17 protein-coding genes and 3 tRNA genes are annotated in these 25424 nt (G+C 69.6%); 10 read left to right on the top strand and 10 right to left on the bottom strand.

Annotation, left to right across the window (positions count from 1 at the left end):
• Positions 1 to 33: 33 nt before the first annotated feature.
• Positions 34 to 1440 (bottom strand): phosphomannomutase/phosphoglucomutase, encoded by a 1407-nt coding sequence (locus GVV86_RS04820; RefSeq protein ID WP_159801724.1) that lies wholly within the window; start codon positions 1438 to 1440, stop codon positions 34 to 36.
• Positions 1441 to 1538: 98 nt separating this feature from the next.
• On the opposite strand from GVV86_RS04820, the gene GVV86_RS04815 reads away from it, so the two are divergent.
• Positions 1539 to 3653: a RecQ family ATP-dependent DNA helicase gene (locus GVV86_RS04815; RefSeq protein ID WP_159801722.1), complete on the top strand. Its 2115-nt coding sequence runs from the start codon at positions 1539 to 1541 to the stop codon at positions 3651 to 3653.
• Between the two features lie 81 nt (positions 3654 to 3734).
• On the opposite strand, the gene GVV86_RS04810 is transcribed toward GVV86_RS04815, so the two are convergent.
• Positions 3735 to 3822 (bottom strand) — tRNA-Ser (locus GVV86_RS04810).
• A gap of 108 nt (positions 3823 to 3930) precedes the next feature.
• Entirely contained in the window at positions 3931 to 6012 is a 2082-nt protein-coding gene (locus GVV86_RS04805; RefSeq protein ID WP_159801720.1) for a prolyl oligopeptidase family serine peptidase, read from the bottom strand.
• 98 nt (positions 6013 to 6110) lie between these two features.
• On the opposite strand from GVV86_RS04805, the gene GVV86_RS04800 reads away from it, so the two are divergent.
• Positions 6111 to 8075, top strand: coding sequence for an FAD/NAD(P)-binding protein (locus tag GVV86_RS04800; protein ID WP_159801718.1), 1965 nt, complete (start codon positions 6111 to 6113; stop codon positions 8073 to 8075).
• Between the two features lie 272 nt (positions 8076 to 8347).
• Here the strand turns inward: GVV86_RS04800 and GVV86_RS04795 are convergent, their stop codons facing one another.
• The gene (locus tag GVV86_RS04795) at positions 8348 to 12799 is read right to left on the bottom strand and encodes an ExeM/NucH family extracellular endonuclease (RefSeq protein WP_159801716.1); all 4452 of its coding nucleotides are present in this window, start codon (positions 12797 to 12799) and stop codon (positions 8348 to 8350) included.
• Between the two features lie 482 nt (positions 12800 to 13281).
• Positions 13282 to 13369, bottom strand: a tRNA-Ser gene (locus tag GVV86_RS04790).
• A gap of 63 nt (positions 13370 to 13432) precedes the next feature.
• Here GVV86_RS04790 and GVV86_RS04785 point away from each other — a divergent pair.
• From GVV86_RS04785 to GVV86_RS04755, 7 genes are all read left to right on the top strand, one after another.
• Positions 13433 to 14404 carry an NAD(P)H-quinone oxidoreductase gene (locus tag GVV86_RS04785; protein WP_159801714.1) on the top strand — a complete coding sequence of 324 codons (972 nt, stop codon included), beginning with the start codon at positions 13433 to 13435 and terminating at the stop codon, positions 14402 to 14404.
• A gap of 89 nt (positions 14405 to 14493) precedes the next feature.
• The gene (locus GVV86_RS04780; protein ID WP_159617104.1) at positions 14494 to 14706 is read left to right on the top strand and encodes a hypothetical protein; all 213 of its coding nucleotides are present in this window, start codon (positions 14494 to 14496) and stop codon (positions 14704 to 14706) included.
• Positions 14707 to 14837: 131 nt separating this feature from the next.
• A complete protein-coding gene (locus GVV86_RS04775) occupies positions 14838 to 17114 on the top strand; it encodes a carbon starvation CstA family protein (RefSeq protein ID WP_159801712.1) in 2277 nt (758 codons plus the stop codon).
• Complete coding sequence (locus tag GVV86_RS04770; RefSeq protein WP_159617100.1) at positions 17114 to 17323, top strand: YbdD/YjiX family protein; 210 nt, start codon at positions 17114 to 17116, stop codon at positions 17321 to 17323. Before GVV86_RS04775 ends, GVV86_RS04770 begins: the two co-directional genes overlap by 1 nt.
• Positions 17324 to 17480: 157 nt before the next feature.
• Positions 17481 to 18137 (top strand): bacterial proteasome activator family protein, encoded by a 657-nt coding sequence (locus GVV86_RS04765; RefSeq protein ID WP_159617098.1) that lies wholly within the window; start codon positions 17481 to 17483, stop codon positions 18135 to 18137.
• Between the two features lie 6 nt (positions 18138 to 18143).
• Positions 18144 to 18593, top strand: coding sequence for a hypothetical protein (locus GVV86_RS04760; protein WP_159617096.1), 450 nt, complete (start codon positions 18144 to 18146; stop codon positions 18591 to 18593).
• A 74-nt stretch (positions 18594 to 18667) separates the two neighbouring features.
• On the top strand, positions 18668 to 19507 hold the full coding sequence (locus GVV86_RS04755) for an aldo/keto reductase (RefSeq protein WP_159801710.1): 840 nt from the start codon (positions 18668 to 18670) through the stop codon (positions 19505 to 19507).
• A gap of 211 nt (positions 19508 to 19718) precedes the next feature.
• Here GVV86_RS04755 and GVV86_RS04750 read toward each other — a convergent pair whose 3' ends face one another.
• From GVV86_RS04750 to tmk, 5 genes are all read right to left on the bottom strand, one after another.
• A complete protein-coding gene (locus GVV86_RS04750; RefSeq protein WP_201291362.1) occupies positions 19719 to 20498 on the bottom strand; it encodes a helix-turn-helix transcriptional regulator in 780 nt (259 codons plus the stop codon).
• Positions 20499 to 20619: 121 nt separating this feature from the next.
• Positions 20620 to 20695 (bottom strand) — tRNA-Thr (locus GVV86_RS04745).
• A gap of 108 nt (positions 20696 to 20803) precedes the next feature.
• The gene (locus GVV86_RS04740; protein WP_159801708.1) at positions 20804 to 22372 is read right to left on the bottom strand and encodes an alpha/beta hydrolase; all 1569 of its coding nucleotides are present in this window, start codon (positions 22370 to 22372) and stop codon (positions 20804 to 20806) included.
• Positions 22369 to 23529 (bottom strand): DNA polymerase III subunit delta', encoded by a 1161-nt coding sequence (locus GVV86_RS04735; RefSeq protein WP_159617090.1) that lies wholly within the window; start codon positions 23527 to 23529, stop codon positions 22369 to 22371. The genes GVV86_RS04740 and GVV86_RS04735 overlap by 4 nt, the downstream gene beginning before the upstream one ends.
• A complete protein-coding gene (gene tmk, locus GVV86_RS04730; RefSeq protein WP_246199659.1) occupies positions 23526 to 24173 on the bottom strand; it encodes a dTMP kinase in 648 nt (215 codons plus the stop codon). The genes GVV86_RS04735 and tmk overlap by 4 nt, the downstream gene beginning before the upstream one ends.
• An 82-nt stretch (positions 24174 to 24255) precedes the next feature.
• Here tmk and GVV86_RS04725 point away from each other — a divergent pair, with 82 nt between their 5' ends.
• On the top strand, positions 24256 to 25422 hold the full coding sequence (locus GVV86_RS04725) for a trans-sulfuration enzyme family protein (RefSeq protein WP_159617088.1): 1167 nt from the start codon (positions 24256 to 24258) through the stop codon (positions 25420 to 25422).
• The last annotated feature ends 2 nt before the right edge of the window (positions 25423 to 25424 follow it).

The following is a 25424-nucleotide window of genomic DNA, read 5'->3' as shown; positions in this document are numbered from 1 at the left end:
CCTGAGGGCCGTCCGCTTCCGGTTGCCGCCGGTTCAGCGGCGGACCAGGGCCAGGACCCGGTCGGCGAGATCGTGGAGCGTTTCCGGATCCACGGCTTCGGCGTTGAGCCGAAGATAGGGCTCGGTGTTTGAAGGGCGCAGATTGAACCACCACTTCCCGGAGGAGGCAGTGAAGGTGACGCCGTCGAGCGTGTCGACGCTGACGCCGTCGTTCTCGAACTCGGCACGGACGCGGGCGATGGCCGCGGGCACATCGGCAACCTTGGAGTTGACCTCGCCCGTGGAGAAATACGGTTCGTACTCGCGGCCCAGCTCGGACAGCGGGCCGTCCTGCTCGCCAAGGGCCGCCAGAACGTGCATGGCGGCGAGCATTCCGGTGTCGGCGAACCAAAAGTCGCGGAAGTAGTAGTGGGCGGAATGTTCTCCGCCGAACACCGCGCCCTCCTCGGCCATGAGCGCCTTGATGAAGGAATGGCCGACCCGGGTGCGGACCGGCCGGCCGCCTTCGCGGAGGACAAGTTCCGGGACGGCGCGTGAGGTGATCAGGTTGTGGATGATAACGGGAGTCTCTTCGCCGTTGGCCCGGGCCCGCGCGATCTCGCGCCGGGCGACCATCGCGGTGATGGCGCTCGGTGAGACCGGCTCGCCCTTCTCGTCGATGACGAAGCAGCGGTCGGCGTCGCCGTCGAACGCCAGGCCGATGTCGGCCCCGTGCTCGACCACGGCGGCCTGCAGGTCCCTCAGGTTTTCCGGTTCCAGCGGGTTCGCGGGGTGGTTCGGGAAGGTCCCGTCGAGCTCGAAGTAGAGCGGGAAAATCTCAAGCGGCAGGGCCGGCAGCAGCTTGTCCCCGAGCACGGCGGGGGTGGTCAGCCCGGCCATCCCGTTCCCGGCGTCGACCACCACCTTGAGCGGACGCGAGGCGGAGAGGTCGACCTGCGCGCGCAGGAACCGTGAGTACTCCTCAAGGACGTCGCGGACGCCGATCCGCCCTGGCTTCTCGACGGCGGGGATGAAGCCGCGGTCGAGGTACTGCTCGGCGAGGGCCTGCACCTCGTACAGGCCCGTCTCCGAGGAGACCGGGACGGCGCCCGGGCGGGTCATCTTCATCCCGTTGTACTGGGCGGGGTTGTGGCTTGCGGTGAAGGTCACCCCGGCCGCGTTGAGCATCCCGCTGGCGAAGTACAGCTCGTCCGTGGAAATCAGGTCGAGCAGCAGGACGTCGGCCCCGCGCCGGGTGGCGCCCTTGGCGAAGGCAGTGCAGAACTCGGGGGAGGAGGGCCGCATGTCACCGCCGACGAGGACGGTCTGTCCCGCGAGGCCGAGAGAATCCACGAAGGCCGCACCGACCGCCGTGACCGTTTCGACGGTGATTGTCTCCCCGACGATGCCGCGCACGTCGTAGGCCTTGAAGGACGCTGAGAGATCCGAGGAAGTGTTCACGCCCGAAGTCTATCGGCACACCCGCCGCCCCTCACCAGGGTTGTGCAGATACCGGCCGTCGGTCCTTTTCCGGGGGTGGCGGCTGGAATACTTGGCCCATGGCCGACACGATCACCCTGTATGACCAGGCGACAGCAATTCTCCGCACCCTCGTGGGCCGTGAGGATGCCCGCTTCCACGACGGACAGTTCGAGGCGATCCAGGCGCTGGTAGAGGGCGGCCGCCGCGCCCTGGTGGTCCAGCGCACCGGCTGGGGCAAGTCCGCCGTCTACTTTGTGGCGAGCCTGCTGCTGCGCTCGCGCGGGGCCGGGCCCACCCTCATCGTGTCCCCGCTGCTCGCCCTGATGCGCGACCAGGTGGCCGCCGCCGCCCGGGCCGGCGTCCGCGCCGAGGCGATCAACTCGGCCAACCAGACGGAGTGGCAGGAGGTGACGGCGCGGCTCGAGGCGAACCAGGTCGACGTCCTGCTGGTCTCACCCGAGCGGCTGAACAACCCCGCCTTCCGGGAACGGCAGCTTCCCGAACTGATCCGGCGCACCGGACTCCTGGTGATCGATGAGGCCCACTGCATCTCGGACTGGGGCCATGACTTCCGCCCCGACTACCGCCGCCTGCGCGATCTCATTGGAACCCTTCCGCAGGGAGTGCCGGTGCTTGCCACCACGGCCACCGCGAACACCCGGGTGGTGCACGACGTCGAGGAGCAGTTGGGCACCGGCGGCACCGAGGTCTTCACGCTGCGCGGCAGGCTCTCGAGGGATTCCCTGCGCCTGGGCGTGCTGCGCCTGCCCAGCCCCCGCTCGCGCCTGGCCTGGCTGCTCACCCACCTCGACGACCTGCCCGGCAGCGGCATCATCTACACCCTCACCGTCTCGGCGGCCGAAGACACCGCCCGCCTGCTGCGGGAGAACGGCCACCCCGTGCGGGCCTACACCGGCCGCACCGACCCGGCGGACCGGGAGGCGGCCGAAGCGGCCCTGAAGAACAACGAGGTCAAGGCGCTGATCGCCACCAGCGCCCTCGGGATGGGCTTCGACAAGCCCGACCTCGGATTCGTCGTCCACCTCGGTGCGCCCTCCTCGCCGGTGGCCTACTACCAGCAGGTGGGCCGCGCCGGGCGCGGCACCCCGAACGCGGATGTGCTGCTGCTGCCCGGGCCCGAGGACCGTGACATCTGGGAGTACTTCGCCACCGCCTCGATGCCCTCCGAGCATGCCGCCCAGCGGGTCCTCGCCGCCCTGGAGCCGGGCACCCTGCTGTCCACGCCGGCGCTTGAGGCGCGGGTCAACCTCAAACGGTCACCGCTCGAGCTGCTGCTGAAGGTGCTCGACGTCGACGGGGCGGTCCGCAAGGTCACCGGCGGGTGGGAGAGCACCGGACAGCCCTGGGGCTACGACGCCGACCGCTACACCCGCATCCAGCAGGCGCGCATCGCTGAGCAGCGCTCAATGCTCGACTACGAGAACACCTCCGGCTGCCGGATGGAGTTCCTCGCCCATGCCCTCGACGACCCGACGGCCGCCCCCTGCGGGCGCTGCGACAACTGCGCCGGCCGGTGGTACTCCGACGAAGTGAACCATGACGCCTCCGATAACGCTCAGCAGGCCCTGAGCAGGGTCGGGGTCGAGCTCGAGCCGCGGGGGCAGTGGCCCTCGGGTATGGACAAGCTCGGCGTGCCGGTGAAGGGCAAGCTGAAGCCCGACGAGGTCAGTGCCCCCGGCAGGTCGCTGGCGCGCATGACCGACCTCGGTTGGGGAACCCAGCTGCGCTCCCTGCTGGCCGACACCACCCCGGATGCCCCGCTGGAGCCCGGCGTCATCGAGGCGTGCATCAAGGTCCTTTCCCAGTGGAACTGGGAGGCCCGGCCGGTCGCCGTCGTCGCCATGCCCTCCCGGCGGCACCCCGAGCTGATCGGGTCACTCGCCCAGGCGCTCGCCGGGGTCGGCCGGATCCCCTACCTGGGCATGCTGGGCACACCCAACGGCTGGCCCGAGGGCGGGCCCGGCGGGAACAGCGCCTTCCGGCTCGCCTCGGTGTGGGACCGCTTCCAGGTGCCGGCGGAGGGCCCGGCCTGGTTCGCCGCGAATCCCGGGCCCGTGCTGCTGGTCGACGACCTCGCGGACAGCCGGTGGACCCTCACCGTGGCCGGTCGGGCCCTGCGGCAGGCCGGTGCCGAGGCGGTGCTGCCCTTCGCGCTGGCGCTGCGCGCCTGATCCGTGCGCGCCTGAACCGTGGGCGCAGGGCCGGAGAACGCAAAAGACCCCCTGTTCCCAGGGGGTCTTTTGCGTGTAGTGCGGAGACGGGGGGATTTGAACCCCCGGTAGGCTTTAGGCCCACACTTCATTAGCAGTGAAGCCCATTCGGCCGCTCTGGCACGTCTCCAGCGGCTATTGCTAGCCACCCAAGGTTACCCAGAAGGGGCAGCCACAAGCAAAACAGTCCCGCCCCGCCTGGACGGTACGGCACACCGGCGGCCGCCCGGACTTCTTGCTACAGGGAATCGGTCAGCGCCTTCCACAGGAACTCGTAGCTCATCACGTGCATGCGGGCGGCCTGGCGGTTGTCGGAGGCCCCGGCGTGCCCGCCCTCAAGCGCCTCGTGGAACCAGACGTCCTTCACGCCCAGGGCCTCCATCCGCGCCGCCATCTTCCGGGCCTGCACCGGCCCCACCCGGTCATCGCTCGTCGCAGTCCAGATCAGGGTCTTCGGGTAGTCCACCCCGCTGCGCAGCAGGTGGTACGGGGAGAAGGTGCGGATGAACTCCCACTGCTCGGGCTGATCCGGGTCGCCGTACTCGGCGATCCAGGAGTACCCGGCGGAGAGCTTGGTGTAGCGGCGCATGTCCAGCAGCGGCACGCCGCAGGAGATCGCGCCGAACAGTTCCGGGTAGCTGGTGAGCATGTTGCCGACCAGCAGGCCGCCGTTGCTGCGGCCGGTGCAGCCGAGCAGCGCCGGAACGGTAACTCCACGCTCCACCAGGTCGCGGGCGATGGCGGCGAAGTCCTCGTAGGCACGGTGCCGGTTCTCCTGCAGCGCCGCGGCGTGCCAGCCGGGGCCGTACTCGCCGCCGCCGCGGATGTTCGCCAGCACGTACACCCCGGCGCGGCCATCCGGCGTGCGGCGCTCAAGCCAGCCCCTGCCGATGACGCCGCTATAGGCAGGGGTCAGGGCGTGCTCGAAGCCGCCGTAGCCCGACAGGAGCGTCGGGTTCCCGCCGTCGAGCACCAGGTCCTTCGCCGCGACCTGGAAGTAGGGGACCTTCGTGCCGTCCGCGGACAGCGCGAAGTGCTGCTCCACGGCGTACGCGCTCTCATCGAAGAAGGACGGGGTGGCCTTCACCGGCCGATGGTCCGAGCCGATGGTGCCGCGGCTGAGTGTCGAGGGGGTGAGGAAACCGGTCGAGACCACCCAGTAGTCGTTGCCTGCCTCCTCGTCCTCGTCGTCCACGGCATAGGCGTCGACCGTGTGGAGGGCCGGTGCGTCGAGGGACTCCGCGGACCACCCGTCGGCCGGGTCGAGGATGAGGATCTCCGAGGAGACATCCCGGAGCAGGTTCAGCAGGAGGTAGTTCCGGGTCCAGCTCCAGGACTGCAGCGACGTCGATGCGTCGGGAGTGAAGAGCACCCGCAGCGTCCGGTCGCCGGCGAGGAAGTCCTCGAAGCCGATGACGAGCAGCGATCCGGCCGGGAACGTGGTGCCGGCGACGGTCCAGTCGGTCCGCGGCCGCAGCACCATCCATTCGCGGTGAAGCGAGACATTGACGTCGTCGGGCAGGTCAAGCTGGACCCACTCCCCGCCGCGCCGGACGTGGGTGCGGTGCGAATAGAAGTCGATGGTGTCCATGGCGATGTCCCGCTCGAACCCGGGCGTCGAATCGTGGACCACGACCGCCATCATGTGCTCGGCGGGAATCTCGAAGTAGAGCTCGGCGTCGGAGAGGTCCTGTCCCCGGGTGAGGGTGCGCACGGTGCGCGGGTAGGAACTCGACGTCATGGAGCCCGGACCGAAGTCCGTGCCCACGTACAGCGCATCCGGGCCTGCCCAGCTGATCCGGCTCTTCGCCGTCGGGATGTCGAAGCCGCCCTCGATGAAGGACCGGGTGGTGACGTCGTACTCCCGGTAGCGGGCGGCGTCGCCGCCGTCGGGGGAGAGCACGACCAGCGCGCGGGTGTACTCCTGGCCCTCCGGGGGCCGCAGGAAGAGGGCCCCGCCCCACACCCACTCGGTCTCCTCGGACGCGCTCAGCGCATCGACGTCGAGCAGGATCTCCCACTCCGGGTCCTCGGTGCGGTAGCTCTCCCAGCTGGTGCGCCGCCACAGGCCCTTGGGGTGGGCGGCATCGCGCCAGAAGTTGTAGTAGTGGTCGCCGCGCTTGGCGACCATCGGGATCCGGTCGGTGGAGTCCAGGACCTCGAGCACCCCGCCCTCAAGCGTGAGGAAACCCGGATCGATGAGCATTCCCTCGGTGACCGCGTTCTGCGAGCGCACCCACTCGAGCGGGCGCTCGCCGTAGATGTCCTCGAGCCACAGGAACTCGTCGTCGGCGGTGGTCTGCTCGGGTGCGCTGTTCATGATGCCATCCTAAGCAGTGCAATCCCCGGCGGGGGTGGGGGCGCGGGCGCGGGGGCGGCCCGGCCGGGACCACCCCGGCGGTTCGATAGGCTTGGGCCATGATCAGCATGGAGGGCGCGGAAGTTGCCGTTATCGGTGGCGGGCCCCGCGGCACCTCCGTCCTGGAGCGCCTGATAGCGCATCGGAAGGCCTCCGCCGGCCCCCAGGAGCCACTCACCATCCACATTGTGGACCCGTTCGACCCGGGTCCGGGGCACGTCTGGCGCACCGATCAGTCACGGCTGTTCCTGATGAACACCCCCTCCCTCTTTCCCACGGTGGTGCCGGTCGGCGAGGCGGCGGCGGAGGTTCCGGCGTCGCCGGTGCCGGTCGACTTCGACTCCTGGCGCACACTGGCGGCGGCCGGCGGCGTCGAGGGCCTGACCCCGGAGGAGACCGCCGAAGCCGCGCGGGTCGGCAGCGCCGGGTTCCCCAGCCGCGCACTCTACGGGCGCTACCTGGCCTGGGTGTACGCGGCGCTGATTGCCGATCCCGGCGAGGGCGTGACGGTGATCCACCACCGGCGGGAGGCGCTTTCGCTCCGCCGGGCCGGTGTCCGGTGGGAGCTGCAGCTCGACGGGGGAGAGGTCCTCGGCGTCGACGGCGTCGTTCTCGCCCTCGGGCACCTTCCCGCACGCCTCAACCCCGAGCAGGGTGTGCTGCAGGACGGCGCGGCGCGGTTCGGGCTTCAGTACTGGCCGCCTGCCGTGCCGGGGGACCTCGACTGGAAGCGGCTTCCCGCGGGCAAGAGCGTGCTCGTGCGGGGGCTGGGGCTCAACTTCTTCGACGTCATGATCCAGCTGAGTGAGGGCCGCGGCGGACGGTTCACCGACGACGGCAGCGGCCGGCTCGCCTACACACCGTCGGGGCGTGAACCGGTGCTGATCGCGGCCTCCCGCCGCGGCGTCCCCTACCGGGCGAAGGCCACCATTCCGAGCTACATCCCCCGGGGCATCAGCCTTTCCTACTGCACCGTCGAGACCCTCGGCGCCTTCGCGGAGGGCGGCATCCAGCCCGGATTCGACCACGACGTCTGGCCGCTGCTGCACCGCGACGTCCTCGCGGCGTACTACCGCACCCTCGCCCGCGTCCGGCCCGACGCCTTCCTCCGCCCGGCCGACGCCGCGCTCGCGGAGCTGCGGACCGCGCTGGATATCGCCGGGCCGGGCTGGCTGCCGGCGCTTCAGGAGTTCCTTGACCGCAACGTGCCGGCGGAACTGCAGCTGAACGTCGAGGCCCTGGCGCAGCCGTTCGCCGGCCGGCGCTTCGCCGACAGCGCCGCCCTGACCGAGGCGGTGCTGAACTATCTCGATGAGGACGCCGCAGGCTCCGCCCGCGGGGAGGACGACCCACTGAAGATGGCGATCGGGGCGATGAACGCCGGCCGGACCGTGATCAAGCAGGTCGTCGCCGACGGCGGGCTCACCGATTCGGGTTGGTACGCCGAGCTGCGCGGCTGGTTCGAGCCGCTGGTCGAGGGCCTCGCCAGCGGGCCGCCGCCGCTTCGCATCGCGCAGCTCGCGGCCCTGGTCCGGGCGGACCTGGTGCGGTTCGTCGGGCCCAACCCGCTGTTCGCCCTCGACCCCGACGACGGAGTCTTCCGGGCCGCCTCGCCGTGGGTCGGGGACCCGGGCTTCACTGCCGGGTATCTGGTCGAGGCGATGATGCCGGCGAACCAGGTATCGACGAGCCTGTCGGTGCTGATGCGGCAGATGCTCGAGGAGGGCGTGGTGCGTCCCCACCTGCGGATGGCTGAGGACGGGGTGCCCGTCGTCTCGGCCGGACTGGACGTGACACTGCCGCCCTACCGGCCGCTCAGCGGCACCGGCGAAGCGCAGCCCGGGCTGTACGTGTGCGGGCTGCAGCTCGCCTCGGTGCAGTGGGGCACGGCGATTGCGGCCGAGGCCGGAGCCTCCCTCAACGCGGGGGCGCGGACCCTGCAGGATGCCGACGCGATTGCGGAGGCGCTGATCGCGTCCTTCCGGGACTCCCCGGACCTGCAGGCGGCGGATGCCCGCGCCTAACCTATCCCTCTCTCTTCCCGTCGAGTGTGCAGCTCACCACGTTTTGCGCCGTCGTCCTTCCCGTCGAGTGTGCAGCTCACCACGCTCTGCGCCGCCCTCCCCCCGTCGAGTCTGCAGATCACCACGCTCTGCGCCGGGCTGTCTCAGGTGGTTAGCTGCAGTTTCGGCGGTGGTGAGGAAGGCTCGACGGCGTGGTGGTCCGCCCCTTAAACAGCTCCGGGCCTGCGCGGATCACCGCACAGGCCCGGAGCATCATGTCAGGGCTGGAACCGTCAGCTGCGACCCGGAGGGGTGCACTTCTTGCTGCCGGGCTTGTCGTCGCCCTTGGCCGGCTTGTCGGCCTTGGGCCCGTTACCCTTGCCGCACACCGGCTGCTCGACGACCACGGGTTCGGCCGTGACGAACAGCGTCACCGTGGTCTTTGATTCGGCGGCGGTGAGGACGATCCGCCCCGGGCCGTTCGCCGTCGTCGGGATGGTGACCGTGACGGCGGCCGACCCGGCCGTGACCGGGGTGTTCCCGAGGTCGACGCGGACGCCGTCCGCTCCGACATACGCCGCGCTGAGCGAGGTGTTCACCGGGCTTCCAAGCGAGGTCAGGTCGAGCTTCGACACCGTGAAGGAGGCCTGGCCACCGGCCTGGACCGTCGTCGGTGCGTTCTGCACGAGCACGCCGCGGCGGTCGAAGGACGGCGACAGCGGGCTGCTGGCCTTCAGGTAGGAGATCCACGCGTCGCGGTCCACCAGCCCGGAGTCCCGTACGTCGGTGCCGTCCTTGAAGGCGGTGAAGTTGTCGCCGCCCTGCGCGAGGAAGCTGAACGTGCCGATCCGGTAGCCGCGCGCCGGGTCGATAGGCTCGCCGTTCACCGTCACCGAGGTGATCCGTGAGCCGCGCTCGCGTGCCGGGTCGTAGGTGTAGCTGACGTTGTCCGAAAGGCCCAGGGCCAGGAACGACCGCGAGCTGCCCTCGGGCTGCCACTGCTGTTCGAGCAGCGCGGTGAGCTGCGCACCGGTCAGCGTGGTGGTCCAGAGGTTGTTGACGAACGGCAGCACCGCGTTGGCCTCGGCGTAGGTGATGACGCCGTCCGCCCCGTAGTACAGCTCGTTGCGCAGTCCACCGGGGTTCGAGATGCCGATCTCGGCGCCGCCCCGTTCGGGGGCGGAGAGGCTGGCCTTGAGGGAGTCCGCGACGAGGTTGCCCAGCGTCGATTCCGAGGACCGGTCGTCACGGGTGGTCCCGATGAAGGCGGTGGTGATGTCGGCGGTCACCGATGCCACCGGCTGGCTGCCGATGACGGCCGCCTGGGCCAGGGCCGCGTCGACGATGCGCTTGACCTCCGCGACCCGCGGGTAGGTGGCGACGAGGGTGTCGTTCGCCTCCGTGGTGCGGGCGACGTTGCGGGCCGTGTACGACTCGACGTCGCCGGTCGCGCTGTCGACGGTCAGGGTGATCTGTCCGATGAACTCGCCGTAGGAGCCGGTCTGCACGATAGGGCGGGTCTTGCCCTCGGCACCCGGAATCGGTGCGTCCCACGCGTACTGCTTGTGGGTGTGCCCGGTGTAGATCGCGTCGACCAGGGGGTCCGTGAGGGTGACGATGTCGGCGAACGCTCCGCCGGCCGCGACCTCCTCCTCGATGGTTCCGCCCTCGACCACACCGTCCCCGGCGCCGTCGTGGTACTCGGCGATGATCACGTCGGCGAGATCCTGCGCCTCGATCTCCTTCGCGACGCGGTTGACGGCCTCCACCGGATCACCGAACTCGATGTCGGCGATGCCGCCCGGGCTCACCAGGGTGGCCGTGGACTCGGTGACGGCACCGATGACGGCAACGTCGACCCCGTCGAGCTCAAGCAGGGTGTACTCGTCGAGCACCGGGTCCTGGGTGCCCTTGGCGTAGACGTTCGCGCCGAGGTACGGGAAGTCCGCGGCTTCGTCGACCCGGCCGAGAAGGTCCTGCAGGCCGCCGTCGAACTCGTGGTTTCCGACGGCGGAGGCGCGCAGGTCCAGCGCGTTGAGGACATCCAGGGTCGGCTTGTCCTGCTGCAGCGACGAGGCGAACAGCGACGCGCCGATGTTGTCTCCGGCCGAGAGGAACGCCGAGCTGCCTTCGGGGAAGGCCGCCTTCAGCTTCTCGACGGTGCCGGCGAAGCGCACAGTGTTGGCGTCGATGCGCCCGTGGAAATCGTTGATGTTCAGCAGGTTCAGTTCGCTGGTGCCGTCGCCCAGGTTCATTCCGACGATCACCGGGTCGTGGTCGCTGGAGCGGTAGGGATTGGGTGCGTAGTAGTTGGTGATGTTGCTGTTGTAGCGGCTGTACTCAAGCGCGACGGATTCGACGGCGTTGATGTTCCAGGTGTCCACTCCCGCCACCGTGGCGTCGGCGGCAGGGGAGGCGAGGATGTGGTCGAGGGAGCCGACCAGTCCGCCGAACACGTACGAGTGTCCGCCGGTCTTGATGCCCTGGTTGACGTACCCGGCGTCGTAGAGCACCCGCATCGGGTCCTCGGCGGAGTAGGAGTTGAAGTCACCGGTCAGGAACACCTTGTCGGTGCCGGCGTCGGCCTTGAGCCGGTCGGCGAACCCGACGAGGGCGCGGGCCTGGAGGACGCGGGCGGCGCTCCAGGCGCCCTGCCCGTCACCGGAGTCGGCGTTCTCCCCGGTGCGCGGGCCCGAGCCCTTGGACTTGAAGTGGTTGGTGATCGCGAGGAAGCGGCTCTCCTCGCCGCCGTCGACGGTCTCGAAGGCCTGCGCGAGGGGCTTGCGTGCGTTCGCGAAGACCGTGTTGTCATCGAGGATGACCGAGTCGCCAATGGGCTTGGCCGCCGCCAACTTGTAAATGAACGCGGTGCGGATGACATCCTCGTTCTCCAGCGCCGGCAGCGCCGCGGGGGAGCGGACGTAGTCCCAGACCCCCGGCGTCTGCTCGTTCAGGGCCGCCGTCAGCGTCGCCAGGGCGCTGTCCCGGTCCTTGCCGAACTTGGCCGAATTCTCGACCTCGGCCAGGCTCACGACGTCGGCGCCAAGCCCGGTGATCGCCTTGACGATCTTGGCTTCCTGGCGCTCAAAGTTCTCGTCGTTCGCCGCTCCGCGCACGTCGCAGCCGCCGCGCACCGTGATGGGGTTGCCCTGGCGGTCGTTGTTGAAGGTGCAGGAGGCGAACTGGTCACCCGTGGTGGGGAAGTAGTTGAGCACATTGAACGACGCGAGCTTCAGCGAGCCGCCGACGTCCTTCGGGCTCGCCGGGCGCTCGCCGCTGAAGGCCACCGGCTGGACGGTGCCGGCGTTGGCCGGCGTCAGCTCGGTGAGCGGCTGGAACTTCCAGGCGGTGTTGCGGTAGTCGAGTACGACGGGCGAGGTGAATTTCGCGTTCGACGTCACCCGGACCGGCTGGTCCACCGTGAGGTACGGAAGCGGCTTGCCCCGGTTGGCGTCGTTGAAGAAGTTCGTCGTCGCGCCGTCGTCGAGTGCGATCCGGCGGGCGGCGTTGTCCGCGGCGACGGCGGCGTTCTCCGGCGTGCCCGGTGCCGCGGCCTCGGTGGGCTGCAGCAGGGGAGTGGTGCCGGCGGCGAGGGTGATTTCGCCGTACTGGTTGAGCGCGTAGTTGTCGGTGACCGTGAAGTCGCCGGCAGGCTGGAAGAGCATGCCCTCGTAGGCCTCGCGTGCGGTGTCGGTTGCGGGCAGCGAAAGTGCCGCGGCCTTGACCTCCTCGGCCGGTTCGGCGAGCTTCGTGGTTCCGCCGGCGGTGACGGTGAGCTGGGTCAGGCCGAAGAATTCGCCGGCCGTTCCGGTGACCTCGACAAAGTCGCCGGCGGCAACGGAGCCCACGGTGGCAGGGGAGTAGACGAAGATGGCGTCCGAGGCGTTCTGCCCCTCGGCCGCTGAGGTTCCCGCGGTCTGCAGGTAGAAGCCGGCGAGACCGCCGGTGGCGTAGGCGGCAGTGACCTTGCCGCGGGTCGTCACCGTGGTCCCCTTGAGCGGGGTCTCGGTGCCGGTGCCCTGGATCTCGCGGATGGGGACGACCTGCCCCGGGACCGGAGGTTCGACGGGCGGCTCCACGGGAGGCGGCGTCGCCGTCCCTGTGGAGTTGGTGGGTGTTACGGCCGTCGCGAGGGTGAAGTCGGCGGCGTTGTTGTTGGTGTCGGCGCCGTTGGTGCGGTTCATCGAACTCTGCCCGCCGCTCGGGCCGGTCGCCCGGGCGCCCTCGAACGTGTTGGAAGTCCCGTAGCCGAGCAGGTCCACCACGGCGGCGTGGCCGACGACGGAGTCGGTGGGCAGCGGGTTCACGGCGGTGGCCTGGCGGGACAGGAGGATCGTTCCGGAGCTCCCGCTGGCGTTGAGTGAGCCCTTGACGTCCGGAGCGGGGAGGGCCTGGCCGGCCGTTCCATTGCTTGAGCCCTGCACCAGGAAGTACCCCCGGGCGGGGATCGTGCCGGTCAGCGGAGTGATGCCGGTGGGTGCGGCGGTGCCGGTCGCGGACCGGTACTGCAGGGACCACCCGTCGACGCTGACGGGGGTGTCGGTGGGGTTGTACAGCTCAACGAACTTGCTGACGAACGGCGCGCCGGTGCTGCCGCCCGTTACATACGCTTCGTTGATGACGACGCCGCCCGTGCTGGCCGGCGTCGCTTCCTCGGCGCTTGCCGGGAGTGCTGCTGCGGGCGCGGCGAGCAGTCCCACCGTCAGCACCGAGCACAGCGCGCCTTTCCATGGCGAATTGATCATTCGGTAGAACTCTCCTTGAGACTGGCTGGTGTTCAGCCGGTGAGTCCGCGGGCCCGCACTGATGGTCCGGACGGCGGTTGGTGATGGCTTAGACAGTATGGGTCACCTGTGACATACGTGACTAGTGATAATCCAACCAACTAAGGGTGAACAAGAGGTAGCCTCCGGGGAAGTGGCGGGGAGGCAATTACTGGACTTTTCGCGGAGCATCTTGACAGCGCACATCGCCCGGCGCAGCGAGTTGGCAGGTAACCACGCTATGGCGCGCCTGGAGGGTGGTTATCTGCAGTTTCGCGCGTGTGGGGGCCGACCACGTCGGCGCGACGCCGGCCTCCCCGCGTCGAGTTGGCAGCTCACCACGCTATGGCGCGTTCGAAGGGTGGTTATCTGCAGTTTCGGCGGGGCTGACCCACGAAAAAAGAGGGGCCGACCCACGAAAAAGGAACGGCCCCGGCTGCTGCCGGGGCCGTTCCTTCAGGGAGCGGAAGGTAAGGGATTCGAACCCTTGAGACGGGGTAACCGCCCACTGGTTTTCAAGACCAGCTCCTTCGGCCGCTCGGACAACCTTCCCCACTGAGTAGTGTTTCATGGGAACCTGCCCCACCCAAATCCCAAATCGATCGGAGAACGCCCGTGAAAGCAGTCGTCATCCGCGGTCCGGGAGGACCGGAAATGCTCGAACTGCGGGAGGTTCCGGAGCCGGAGCCGAAGCCGGGCGAGGTGGTGATCGACGTCGTCGCCGCCGGCCTGAACCGGGCCGACGTGCAGCAGCGCCGCGGGGTCTACCCGCCGCCGCCCGGCGCCTCCGAATACCCGGGCCTCGAGGTCTCCGGCAGGATTTCCGACCCGAACGGCACCGCCCTCCCGGCCGGCGCCGAGGTAGTGGCACTGCTCTCCGGCGGAGGCTACGCGGAGAAGGTCGCTGTGCCGGCCGGGCAGGTCCTTGAAGTGCCGGACGGTGTGGAGTTGGTTGAGGCCGCCGCCCTTCCGGAGACCGCCGCGACGGTGTACTTGAACCTGTTCTTGACGGCGGGCCTGAAGGCCGGGGAGACCGTGCTGATCCACGGCGGCGCCGGCGGCATCGGCACCATGGCCATCCAGCTCGCCCGGGCCTTCGGGGCAGTGCCGCTGGTGACCGCGGGGTCGCCGGACAAGCTGCAGCTGGCGGCATCCCTGGGCGCGGCTGCCGCCATCAACTACCGTGAGCAGGACTTCGTGGAAGAGGTCCGGGCTGCCACCGGAGGCGCGGGCGCCGACGTGATCCTCGACGTCGTCGGGGCGAAGTACCTGGAGCGGAACATCTCCGCGCTCGCCGTCGGCGGCCGTCTCGTGGTGATCGGCCTCCAGGGCGGCACGACGGCCGAGGTGAACCTTGGAGCCCTGATGACCAAGCGGGCCAGCATCGCCGGATCCACCCTGCGGGCCCGGCCGCCGCAGCAGAAGGCGGAGATCATGGCCGCCGTGGAACGGGAGGTCTGGCCGCTGGTCGCAGCCGGACGCGTACGACCCCTGGTGGGCCGCACCTTCCCCCTCGCCGAGGCCGCCGCCGCCCATGAGTACTTCGATTCCGGAGAGCACACGGGCAAGATCCTCCTGACCGTCTAGTCAACCTCCGCCGGGACCATCGGCATGCTTCCTTGCGGGCGGGGAGTGTGCGAATCTTGAGGCGTCCAACCGGACCGAGGAGGAACACCATGACATCCAGTGCCAACGACGACGCGGGGGAGAAGGACAAGAGCGGCCTGGCGCAGGCCGCCGACAGCTTCACCGAGAACCTCGCGGACCAGGTTCCCGACGGCGTCGACAGCGGCCCGCAGGACACCGCCAACGAGGGCGAGGACCCCCGCACGCACACCCATGCCAGCCTGAGCGAAGGATCGAACGCCCGGGACAACGACGGCCGCTGAGGCCGTACCGTTCACCGCACCGGCGGTGCCCTTCGGCGACGAGAGCCCCGTCGGCGCCTTGAGATGTGACGTGCACCTCAGTAGGTTGCTACCTTCATGTGCATCACACCACTCGTATTCCAAGGAGCATCATGAGTGAGAAGCACAACGGGGCGCACGGGCACAAAGGCGTGCTCGAGACCGACCCCGATCTTCCGCCCACCGCGATCGACGCGGCGGTGGCTGACGCGGAGGACCGCCGGTGGACACCGGCCAAAATCGCGCTCTGGCTGGGCATCGCCCTGCTGGGTGGCATCGCCTGGATCATGCTGGCCATCGTCCGCGGCGAAACCGTCAACGCCATCTGGTTCGTCTTCGCGGCGGTCAGCACCTACTTCATCGCCTACCGGTTCTACTCCAAGTTCATCGAGCGCAAACTGCTGCAGCCCGATGACCGTCGTGCCACCCCCGCCGAGTACAAGGCGGACGGCAAGGACTACGTGGCCACCGACCGCCGCGTGCTCTACGGGCACCACTTCGCGGCAATCGCCGGCGCCGGCCCGCTCGTCGGCCCGGTCCTCGCCGCCCAGATGGGCTATCTTCCCGGCACGCTGTGGATCATCGTCGGGGTGATCCTCGCCGGCGCGGTGCAGGACTACCTCGTCATGTTCTTCTCAATGCGCCGCGGCGGCCGCTCCCTGGGCCAGATGGCCCGCGAGGAACTCGGCGTCATCGGCGGTACGGCGGCGCTGATCGCGACCCTGACTATCATGATCATCATCGTGGCCATCCTCGCCCTGGTCGTCGTGAACGCCCTCGGCGAGAGCCCCTGGGGCGTCTTCTCGGTCTCCATGACCATCCCGATCGCGCTGTTCATGGGCGTCTACCTGCGCTTCCTGCGCCCGGGCAAGGTCACCGAGGTCTCCCTGATCGGCTTCGCCCTGCTGATGCTCGCCATCGTCGCCGGCGGCTGGATCGCCGAAACGGAATGGGGCGTCGCGCTCTTCACCCTCGACCGCGTCACCATCGCGTGGGGCATCATCATCTACGGCTTCATCGCCGCGGTCCTGCCGGTCTGGCTGCTCCTCGCACCCCGTGACTACCTGTCGACCTTCATGAAGATCGGCACCATCGTGCTGCTGGCCGTGGCCATCATCATCACCCGCCCCGAGATCAGCGTTCCCGCCATCAGCGAGTTCGCCGCAACGGGCACCGGCCCGGTGGTCCCCGGCCCGCTCTTCCCGTTCCTTTTCGTCACCATCGCCTGCGGCGCGCTGTCGGGCTTCCACGCCCTGATCTCGTCGGGGACGACGCCGAAACTGATCGAGAAGGAACGCCAGACCCGCTTCATCGGGTACGGCGGCATGCTGATGGAATCCTTCGTCGCGATCATGGCCCTCGTTGCCGCCCTCTCAATCGACCGGGGCATTTACTTCGCCATGAACACCTCCGCAGCGGCCACGGGAGGAACGGTCGAGGGCGCTGTAGCCTTTGTCAACGGCCTCGGGCTGACCGGCGTGAACCTCACCCCAGAGGCGCTGACCTCACTGGCCGGCAACGTCGGTGAGGAATCGATTGTCTCCCGCACCGGCGGGGCGCCCACCCTTGCCGTCGGCATCGCCCAGATCATGCAAGGCCTGTTCGGCGGATCGGGAGCCATGGCGTTCTGGTACCACTTCGCCATCATGTTCGAGGCGCTGTTCATCCTGACCGCCGTCGACGCCGGAACCCGCGTGGCGCGGTTCATGCTGCAGGACAGCATCGGCAACTTCATCCCCCGCTTCCGCGACACCTCGTGGCGGGTCGGGGCCTGGCTCTGCACGGCAATCATGGTCGCCGGCTGGGGCGCGATCCTCATCATGGGTGTCACCGATCCGCTCGGCGGCATCAACACCCTGTTCCCGCTGTTCGGCATCGCCAACCAGCTGCTTGCCGCCATCGCGCTGGCCGTGTGCATGGCGATCTGCGCGAAGAAGGGGGCCTTCAAGTACCTGTGGATCCCCGCGCTTCCGCTGGCCTTCGCCGCCGTGGTGACCATCTCGGCGTCGTTCCTGAAGATCTTCTCCCCGGTGCCCGCCATCGGCTACTGGGCGCAGCACAACGCGTTCAAGGACGCTCTCGCCGCCGGTGAGGAGAGCTTCGGCAACGCCGCGGACACCGCAGCCATGGAGAAGGTGGTGACCAACACCTTCATCCAGGGCACCTTGTCCATTGTCTTCGTAACGCTGGCGATCATCGTGATCATCACGGCGATCCTCGCCACGATCAAGGCTTACCGCAACGGCGGTGGAGTCGAGACCGAGGACGCGCCGGTGCCCTCCCGCACCTACGCGCCGGCCGGGCTGATCCCAACCCCGCCCGAGAAGGAGCTGGAGGCGCAGTGGCACGCGCTCGGGGCCACCAAGCGCCCGGTAAGGTCCGGTCACTGATGAGTACCGGAACTGCCCTCGGCAGGGCACGGGACGCGGCACGCGGGGTGGCGTGGTTCTTCAAGGGCGTGCTGGGCGAGAACGCCTACGCGGCGTACCTTGAGCACCACGAGGCCTCGCACTGCTCCGAGCCGCCCATGACCGAGCGGCAGTTCTGGCGGGACCGCACGGACCGCCAGGACGCCAACCCCGAAGGGCGCTGCTGCTAGGCTCCCACCGAACGGCGCGGCTACGCGCCCACCGACCGGGCCGGCCGGAGATGCCCTTGGGGGGACGTCTCCGGCCGGTCCTTTTCACGGGTCGGCACGTGCGGAGCCGGCGGAGCGTCACCAGCACCCCTCCGGCCGCCCGTGAGAACATAAACCCATGACCGAACAGCAGCCAGGCAGTTCTTCATCCGGCGTCCCCGACTCCGAACCGGTACTTGGCGGCGACGGCCCGCTGTCCGGGCCCGCGGTGCCGGGCTCGGCCTCCGATAACCCGGGGTCGGGCCCCGACGCGCCGGGATCGGCCTCGGACGCACCCGGGCCGGCCCGCGCGTCGCTGGCGGATCTCGTGGACCAGCCGGCCAAGGTCATGCGGATCGGCACCATGCTGAAGCAGCTCCTCGAGGAGGTGCGCTCGGCACCGCTCGACGACGCCGGCCGCACCCGCCTCGCCGAGATCCACGAACGCTCGGTCAAGGAGCTCGAGGACGGCCTCGCGCCGGAACTGGTGCAGGAACTCCACCGCATCAACCTGCCTTTCGAGGAGGATTCCGTCCCCACCGACGCAGAGCTGAGGGTTGCCCAGGCACAGCTCGTCGGCTGGCTCGAGGGACTCTTCCACGGCATCCAGACGGCCCTCGCCGCCCAGCAGATGGCCAACCAGCAACTCGCCGCGAAGCTCCAGCTCCGCCAGCTTCCGCCGGGTACCGTCATCGCCCCTGGCGTCGTCGTCGGCGCGGACGGCGAACCCGTCCGGACCCCGGGCAAGCAGGCACCGGCGGACCCGGAGCACCGCGGGCCCGGCCAATACCTTTAGCGGACCATGGGACTGTTTGCTGCGGCCCGGCAGGGCCGCAAGGATGATGCCGACCTGGGAAACGGGGTGTGGCGCCGCGCCCACGACCGGTTCCGCCGCGGCCTCGACCGGTACCACCAGATCCTCGAGGGGGTCGAGGACGACGACGTGTACAACGAACTCGTCGCCGTCGCCAACCAGCTGGGGGACCTGCTGCCACGGGTCCGCGCTGTGTGCGCCCAGGCCCAGGCTCGATGGCCCAGCGAGGGCCTCGATATCCCCGGCGCCGTCATTTCGGTCCATCGGGCTCTTTCCCGCGCCGGCAACACCCTTGCCACGACGGCGGAGGCCGCGGCCATGACGCGCCTGGACGGGGAGCGGTGGGGCGTGGCCTCGGCCGGGCTCGACAACGTCCGGCGGCGCGCCGAACTTGTGGTTGAGGACGTGCTCGAAGCGGAACGTCAGCTTCCGGGCTAGGCACACTACCGGTACTAAGGGTGCTGAAGATTGACGTTGTGAAATAGCTGCCGGATGTGATTAGTTAGGTCCCTATGACTACATCACCGGAACTGAAATTCAACGACGGACTCTCGATCCCCCAGCTCGGCTTTGGCGTGTGGCAGGTTAAGGACGACACCGCAGAAAAGGTGGTGGGCCAGGCATTCCAGGCCGGCTACCGCCACATCGACACCGCGATGATCTATGGGAACGAGGCCGGGGTAGGACGCGCGATCGCGGCCTCGGGCATCCCCACCGAGGATCTGTTCATCACGACCAAGCTCTGGAACTCCGACCAGGGCTACGAAAGCACCCTGCGGGCCTTCGATAAGTCGATGGAGAAGCTGGGCCTCGAAACCCTCGACCTGTACCTGATCCACTGGCTCCAGCCGAAGCAGGGTAAGTACCTCGACACCTGGAAGGCGCTCATCGAACTGCAGAAGCAGGGGCGCGTGCGCAGCATCGGCGTCTCCAACTTCACCATCGAGGCGCTCCAGGAGATCATCGACGAGACCGGCGTCGTGCCGGTCATCAACCAGGTCGAGTCCCACCCCTACTTCAGCCAGCCCGAGCTGAGGGCCTTCCACGCGGAGAAGGACATTCTCCACGAGGCCTACTCGCCCCTCGGCTCCGGCAAGGGCCTTCTCGAGGACCCCGTGCTGAAGGACATCGCCGCCAAGCGCGGCGCGACCCCGGGCCAGGTTGTCCTCGCCTGGCACCTCGCCCTCGGCAATGTCGTGATCCCCAAGACGGTCACCGAGTCGCGCATCGCGGAGAACTGGGCCGCACTCGACGTGGAGCTCGCCGACGAGGACATCCAGGCCATCTCGGCGCTGGACAAGGGTGAGGCGGGCCGTATCGGAACCGACCCCGCGACGGCGGACTTCGCCTGATTCCAGCCAGGCGCCGCGCGTGGGCCGAGCCCGCGCGGCTCCGTAGGCTAAGCCACATCAAGGGACCTTGTCCCTTGCAGGAAGGCCACCCGGTGTGCCGGGTGGCCTTCCTGCGTCTTCAGCCGGGTGGCGCGCGACAGTGCCCCGGATGCGCTCGGGCCAGACCGGGCCCGCGATGAACTGAGGCTGGCGCGCCCCGGCCGGGGCTGCGTCAGGTCCCGGCCGAGGCGAGCGCCGGCACGGCGAGGAGGACCGGCAGCTGCCATTCCTCGGCCGGCTCCAGCTCGATGGCGACATGGTGGTGTGGTGCGCCCCGCCCCACAAGGATCGGCCGCATCGTCCTGCCGTACACACTGCGCAGCGGGACCAGCTGCCGCAGCGGCTCGGCCGCACCCGGCAGGGCCGAGGCGAGCACCCAAAACCTCCCCGGCGGGACATTGACGAACGCGAAGGTGTCGACGCCGTCGAGCAGTGAACTGGTCACGGGCCGGCCCTTCGCAGAGGGCGTGGTGAACAGCCCCACGTACAGGGCGGGGTTGGGCCCGACGGCCTCCGTGGCCGCGCGGCTCAGGACGGTCACCCCGGAGATGGTTCCTCCGCTGGTAAGTCCGGTGGGCAGGTGGAGGGGGCGCGGTGGATGGTCCGCGAGGATGTGGGGCAGCACCCGGAAGCGCCCGGGACTGTACCCGACACCCTCGGCGAAACGCCGGCTGAAGGTGCCCAGCGAGGTGAAGCCGACCTCGAAGCAGATGTCGCGCACCGGCTCACCGCTGGTGAGCAGCAGGGTCTTGGCTCGTTCGAAGCGCAGCTGGGCCAGGTAGCGTCCGGGCGGCACTCCTACGACGGATTCGAAGAGGCGCACGAGATGGGACGGGCTGTACCCGACGTGGTCGGCGACGTCGCCCAGGGAGATCGGGTCTGACGCCTTGGCGCTGAGGAAGTGGGCGGCGCTCAGCGCTGCGCCGTCGATGGTGTTTCTAATCTTTTCCACATCAGCTCCCGCAGTCGATGATCCCTCCAACGCCGCCGGGCGTAAAGGCGTTTCCCTGAGGGCGTGATGGCGGGAGCGGAGACAAAAAACCCCGCGGCTTCGTCGAAGCGCGGGGTTCCGGTGGAGCCTCCTGCCAGAGTCGAACTGGCGACCTTCTCATTACGAGTGAGACGCTCTACCGACTGAGCTAAGGAGGCACGCTTCATGAGCCGGACCGATTGGTCCCTCAATCCACAAGAAGCAACTCTATAAGAGCCTGCGCCCGGTGGTCAAAAGCACGCCCACCTGTGCCCGGGCTTGCCCGTTCAGCAGCGGACCCCGTCCTTGGGGACAGCGCCCTCGAGGAAATAGGAATCAACGATGTCCGTGATGCAGTCGTTGGAGCGTCCGTAGGCGGTGTGCCCCTCACCCTCCCAGGTGACGTGCACGGCGGACTCAAGCTGCTCCGCCAGGGCCAGGGACCACTCATACGGGGTGGCCGGATCACCGGTGGTCCCGATGACCAGCAGCGGGTCCGCCCCCTGCGCTCTGGCAGGGGCCGGTTCTCCCACCGGGCCGTACTTCCATGCCTCGCAGGTCAGCCCGCCGTAGGCGAGGAACGCACCGAAGGTGGGCGACGCCGCCACCAGCGCCGCCTCGTCCCGGCGCATCTGGTCGGGATCGGACACCATCGGGTAGTCGAGGCAGTTCACCGCGAGGAAGGCGTCGGTCGCGTTGGTGCTGTAGGTGCCGTCGGCCTCCCGCTCGAAGGCGAGGTCCGCCAGGTACATCATGTCGGTGTAGTCGCCCTGCAGGGCGGTGTTCACCGCGCTGGTGAGCGTGGGCCAGTTCGAGTCGTCGTACAGGGGAAGGATGAAGCCCTGCACGAAGCTGCCGATCGTGACCAGGCGCCCGTCCTCGGCCGGCTTTGGGTTCTCCTCGACTTCCTGAAAGAGGTCCTGCAGGGCGGCGACGCCGGCGTCGACGTCGCCGGGCAGCGGGCAGTCGTCCCCGGCCTGGCATCCGGCGACATAGGCGCGCAGGGCCTTCTCGAAGGCGGCGGCCTGCCCCAGGGTCACCTGCTCGTTGCTCAGGGCAGGGTCCAGCGCGCCGTCGAGCACGAGGCGGCCGGAGCGTTCCGGGAACAGCCCGGCATAGGCGGCGCCCAGCTGCGTGCCGTAGGAGAAGCCAAGGTAGTTGAGCTTCGCATCGCCCACGAGGGCGCGGAGGATGTCCATGTCCCGGGCGGCGCTGTCCGTGTCGACGAAACCGAGCAGCTCCCCGGTCCGCTCCGCACAGACGTCGGCATACTCCCGGGCCTCGGCCCGCAGCAGCTCGAGCGCCTCCCCGTCGGGGGTGTCGGCCGGAATGAACTCCTCGCGGGCGGCGTCCTGCTCCTTGTCCGTGCGGCACTCGACCGCCGAGGAACGGTTGACTCCGCGCGGGTCGAATCCGACGACGTCGTAGCCCCCGCGGAGCCGGTCGCTGACCACCCGGTCGAGGGCGTCCCGCACGATGTTGTACCCGGACCCACCCGGGCCGCCCGGATTGACCAGGATCGTGCCCTGCGGCTCACCCTTCGTCGCGTCGGCACGGATGGCCGCGACCTCGATGGTCGCCCGTCCCGGGTCGCTGTAGTCCAGGGGGACCTCCACCCGGGCGCAGGCGAAGTCGTCCTCGCACGGCTCCCACTCCACCTCCTGGCTGTAGAAGGGCTCAAGGCCGGCGGGGACGTCGCCGACGGCGTCCGGGTCCGCCGTCACGGCTCCGGTGTCCGGGGCCTTGTCCGCCGACGGCCCGGGCAGCAGCGTGCAGCCCGAGAGCAGCAGGGCCGCGGCTGCACCGGAGGCCACCCAGCGGCGCAGCCGGGGCGTTCGCCCGGGATTCTCGGTCATGAGGCAAGGTCCTTCCGGGACAGGAGGCCGACGGCCATCGCCTCGATCGCCAGCAGTGGCGAGACGTTGGTGCTGACGAGGCGTTCGCGCACCTCGTTGATCACGTCGATGCGCCGCAGGGTGTCCTCCGCCGATTCCCGCCGCGCGAAGGCCTCGAGCTCGGGGCGCAGCGGTTCATTGACGAGGTCGCGGCCGCTGGAGACCTGGAGCATCAGCACATCCCGGTAGAAGGAAATCAGATCGGTCAGGGCGCGGTCGAAGTAGTCGTTTTTCGACCGCTTGGCCCGCCGCGTCTGGTCCTCTTCGAGGCGCTTGACCTGGCTGCGCATCGAGGGGGGAAGGGTTCCCGATTCCGGTGCGCCCAGGGCGGTGAGCAGGGCGGCCCGCTCGGAGGCGTCGCGCTGCTCGAAGGAACTCTGCGCCTCCGCCTCGGCAAGCTTCACCAGGTCAGCCGCGGCCTGCATGGCCCCGGAGACCGAGCGCAGGGTCAGCGGCAGCCGCACAATCTGGTTGCGGCGCTCACGGGCGCCGTCGTCGGTGGCGAGCCGCTTGGCCACCCCGATGTGGCTCTGGGCGGCCCGTGCCGCCGCCTCCGCGGTGGCCGGATCGATCCCGTCACGGTGCACCAGCAGGTCGGCGACATCGCGCACCGGCGGCAGGCGCAGGCTGACGCTGCGGCAGCGCGAGCGGATCGTGACCAGGACGTCGCCGGGGCTCGGGGCGCACAGCAGCCAGATGGTCCGCGGTGGCGGTTCCTCGATGGCCTTCAGCAGCACGTTGGTGCTGCGTTCCTGCATGCGGTCGGCATCCTCGACGATGATCACGCGCCAGCGGCCGGTCGAGGGCTTGTCCTGGGCCTTGCGCACCAGCTCCCGCGCCTCGTCGATGGTGATGGTGACCTTCTCGGTGGTGACGTTGGTCAGGTCGGCGTGCGAGCCGGCGAGCACGGTGCGGCAGGACTTGCACGTGCCGCAGCCCCGCTCCGTCACGTCCCGGTCGCACAGCAGGGCCGCGGCGAACGCCCGCGCCGCGTTTGAACGGCCGGACCCGGGCGGGCCGGTGAACAGCCAGGCGTGGGTGGGTGCGCCGGACCGGGAGGCCCGCTGCAGCTGCTCCACCACGGGTTCCTGCCCGCGCAGGTCGGTCCAGACGCTCACGCGAGGCGCTCCCGGACCGCGGCCAGCACGCGCCGGGCCAGGTCGCCGACGGGAGAGGCTGCGGGGAGCACCAGGTAGCGGGCCGGATCGCGGTCGGCCGCCTCGAGGAAGGCGCTGCGGATCCGCGCGTGGAAGTCGTCGGGCTCGGACTCCATCCGGTCCTCGGGGGCATCGCCGGCGGTGCGCCGGTTGCGGCCCTCCTGCGGCTCCACATCGAGCAGCACGGTCAGGTCCGGCCGGAGCCCCCCGACCGCCCACACATTGAGGTCCTCGACATCCCGGGCACCCAGCCCGCGGCCCGCGCCCTGGTATGCCACCGAGGAGTCGATGTACCGGTCGCAGACGACGACGTCGCCGCGCCGCAGGGCGGGCAGGATCACCTGCTGCACGTGGGCCGCACGCGAGGCGGCGAACAGCAGCGCTTCGGTCCGGGCGTCGATCTCGCCCTGCCCGTGTTCAAGCACCAGGGCCCGCAGCTTCTCGCCCACCGGGGTGCCGCCGGGCTCGCGGGTCCGCACCACGGGGACGCCCTCGGCCTCCAGCGCCCGGACCAGCGCGCCCACCTGGGTCGACTTGCCCGCGCCGTCGCCGCCCTCGAAAGCAATAAAAAGCCCCGGCAGCGGATGCGGATTCGACAGAGTCACACGCCCAGCCTACCGAGTGCCGCCCCCACTTGCCGACGCCGCCGGTGCGGCAGGGACAAACCCTCCGGGCTACCCTTTCCCCATGGCTAATTCCGACCCCGACCTGGCTCCCGATACCGTCGTCGTCGCGGCAGGTCGGCCCGCCCGGGAGCATGACGCCCCGGCCAACCCGCCCCTGGTGCTGTCGACGACCTTCCACGAAACCCGGGCGCCGGAGCCGGGCGACCGGATTTATGGGCGCATGTCCAACCCGAGCTGGGACCCCTTCGAAGAGGCGCTGGGCCGGCTTGAGGGCGCGGCCCTCCCTGCCCTGGTGTTCAGCTCCGGGCTGGGCGCCGCCGCCGCGGCCCTCTCCCTCGTGCCGGCCGGCGGCACCGTCATCATGCCGCGCCACGCCTACGCCGGTTCCGTCAGCCTCGCCACGGCCGAGGCGGCCTCCGGCAGATTCACACTGCGCACCGTCGACATCGCCGACACCGACGCCGTGCTGCGCGAGATCGACGCGCTGCCCGGCTCACCGGCAGGCATGCTTTGGCTGGAAAGCCCTACCAACCCCATGCTCGAGGTGGCCGAGACCACGCGCCTGGCCGATGCCGCGCGCGCCGCCGGGGCGCTGGTCGTCACCGACAACACCTTCAACACCCCGCTGCTCTCCCGGCCGCTCGCGACCGGGGTCGACATCGTGCTGCACTCGGTGACCAAGTACCTCTCGGGCCACTCCGACGTCGTCCTGGGGGCGCTCGCCACCTCCGATCCTGCCCTGCGGGAGCGGCTGCTGGCCCACCGGACCCTGCACGGCGCCGTCGCCGGTCCCTTCGAGGTGTGGCTGGCGCTGCGCGGGCTGCGCACCCTGGCGGTGCGGATGGAACGGGCGCAGGCCAACGCGGCCGAACTCGCCGCCCGGCTCTCCGCCCACCCGGCGGTTGACCGCGTCCGGTTCCCCGGACTGCCGCAGGATCCCGGCCACGAAAGGGCCAAGGCGCAGCTGAGCGGATTCGGCGCCATCGTCTGCATCGAGCCGGCCGGGGGCGTCGAAGCCGCCGAAGCGCTGGTCGGGGCGGTGCGCCTGTGGCTGCCGGCAACCTCGCTCGGAGGGGTCGAATCCCTCATCGAACGCCGGCGCCGCCAGCCGGGGGAGCCGGCCACGGTCCCCGAGGCCCTCGTGCGGCTGTCGGTGGGCATCGAGAATGTCGAGGATCTGTGGGCGGACCTCGAAAACGCGCTCAAGGCATCCCAGCGGCTAAGCTAACT

This window comes from Arthrobacter zhaoguopingii (genome assembly GCF_009828595.1).
GTDB lineage: Bacteria > Actinomycetota > Actinomycetes > Actinomycetales > Micrococcaceae > Arthrobacter_D > Arthrobacter_D zhaoguopingii.
Note: the sequence above shows the minus strand (reverse complement) of the source record. Positions and strands in the feature narration are given on the sequence as shown.

Bases quoted from the DNA above. Each gene is read 5' to 3' on its own strand.
- GVV86_RS04780 (WP_159617104.1), top strand. From the start codon at position 14,494: ATGACATCCAGTGCCAACGACGACGCGGGGGAGAAGGACAAGAGCGGC.
- GVV86_RS04775 (WP_159801712.1), top strand. From the start codon at position 14,838: ATGAGTGAGAAGCACAACGGGGCGCACGGGCACAAAGGCGTGCTCGAG.
- GVV86_RS04805 (WP_159801720.1), bottom strand. From the start codon at position 6,012: ATGAACAGCGCACCCGAGCAGACCACCGCCGACGACGAGTTCCTGTGG.
- GVV86_RS04740 (WP_159801708.1), bottom strand. From the start codon at position 22,372: ATGACCGAGAATCCCGGGCGAACGCCCCGGCTGCGCCGCTGGGTGGCC.
- GVV86_RS04725 (WP_159617088.1), top strand. From the start codon at position 24,256: ATGGCTAATTCCGACCCCGACCTGGCTCCCGATACCGTCGTCGTCGCG.
- GVV86_RS04765 (WP_159617098.1), top strand. From the start codon at position 17,481: ATGACCGAACAGCAGCCAGGCAGTTCTTCATCCGGCGTCCCCGACTCC.
- GVV86_RS04795 (WP_159801716.1), bottom strand. From the start codon at position 12,799: ATGATCAATTCGCCATGGAAAGGCGCGCTGTGCTCGGTGCTGACGGTG.
- GVV86_RS04755 (WP_159801710.1), top strand. From the start codon at position 18,668: ATGACTACATCACCGGAACTGAAATTCAACGACGGACTCTCGATCCCC.
- GVV86_RS04770 (WP_159617100.1), top strand. From the start codon at position 17,114: ATGAGTACCGGAACTGCCCTCGGCAGGGCACGGGACGCGGCACGCGGG.
- GVV86_RS04760 (WP_159617096.1), top strand. From the start codon at position 18,144: ATGGGACTGTTTGCTGCGGCCCGGCAGGGCCGCAAGGATGATGCCGAC.
- GVV86_RS04815 (WP_159801722.1), top strand. From the start codon at position 1,539: ATGGCCGACACGATCACCCTGTATGACCAGGCGACAGCAATTCTCCGC.
- GVV86_RS04800 (WP_159801718.1), top strand. From the start codon at position 6,111: ATGATCAGCATGGAGGGCGCGGAAGTTGCCGTTATCGGTGGCGGGCCC.